Origin of the sequence: Pseudomonas sp. NBRC 111140 (assembly GCF_001320885.1) — a bacterium.
Classification (GTDB): domain Bacteria; phylum Pseudomonadota; class Gammaproteobacteria; order Pseudomonadales; family Pseudomonadaceae; genus Aquipseudomonas; species Aquipseudomonas putida_P.
Map to the genome: position 1 here is coordinate 1 of NZ_BCBQ01000200.1, position 791 is coordinate 791.

Consider the following 791-nt stretch of genomic DNA (forward strand, 5'->3'; position numbering starts at 1 on the left):
CCGGAAGTGGTGCGCTACCTGCTGGTGGCCAGCCACTACCGCAGCGCGATCAACTACTCGGAAGACAGCTTGCGTGATGCCAAGGGCGCGCTGGAGCGCTTCTACCACGCCCTGCGCGGCCTGCCACGGGTGGCGGCCAAGGGTGGCGAAGCGTTCGTCGAGCGCTTCAGCGTGGCGATGAACGACGACTTCGGCACCCCTGAAGCCTGCGCTGTGCTGTTCGACCTGGTGCGCGAGATCAACCGCCTGCGCGACAGCGACCTGGAAGCGGCTGCCGGCCTGGCTGGTCGCCTGCGCGAGCTGGGTGATGTGCTGGGTGTGCTGCAGCTGGAAGCCGATGACTTCCTGCGTGCGGGTGCCGAAGGCAAGGTCGATGCTGCCGAGGTGGAAGGCCTGATTCAGGCGCGTCTGCAGGCGCGTACGGACAAGAACTGGGCAGAGTCGGACCGTATTCGCGACCAGCTCACCGCCATGGGCGTAGTGCTGGAAGACAGCAAGGGCGCGACTACCTGGCGTCTGGCTGACTGATCGGCGTATAGGGGCCGCAAAGCGGCCCCGCTTTTACTTGGCCAGCCCCGCGAGCGGGCAGTGCAGCACTAACCTGGCCCCACCCAGCTCGCTCTCTCCAATCTCCAGCCCGAACCCATGCAGGTCGACGATCGCCGCAACGATCGACAACCCCAGCCCGAACCCGGCATGGCGGTGGCCTTCATCACTGCGGTAGAACCGCTTCAGCACCGCAGTACGCTCTTCTTCGGGAATGCCCGGCCCGCTGTCCTCGATGGCCAGGT

The 791-nt window shown here is 66.1% G+C and carries 2 protein-coding genes; one reads left to right on the top strand and one right to left on the bottom strand.

Annotation, left to right across the window (positions count from 1 at the left end):
- Positions 1–528, top strand: a 528-nt coding sequence (locus APH42_RS28870; RefSeq protein ID WP_308418274.1) for a DALR domain-containing protein, incomplete at its 5' end; no start/stop codon positions are given.
- 33 nt (positions 529–561) lie between these two features.
- On the opposite strand, the gene APH42_RS28875 is transcribed toward APH42_RS28870, so the two are convergent.
- A partial coding sequence (locus APH42_RS28875; protein ID WP_256217856.1) for an ATP-binding protein occupies positions 562–791 on the bottom strand: 230 nt, incomplete at its 5' end.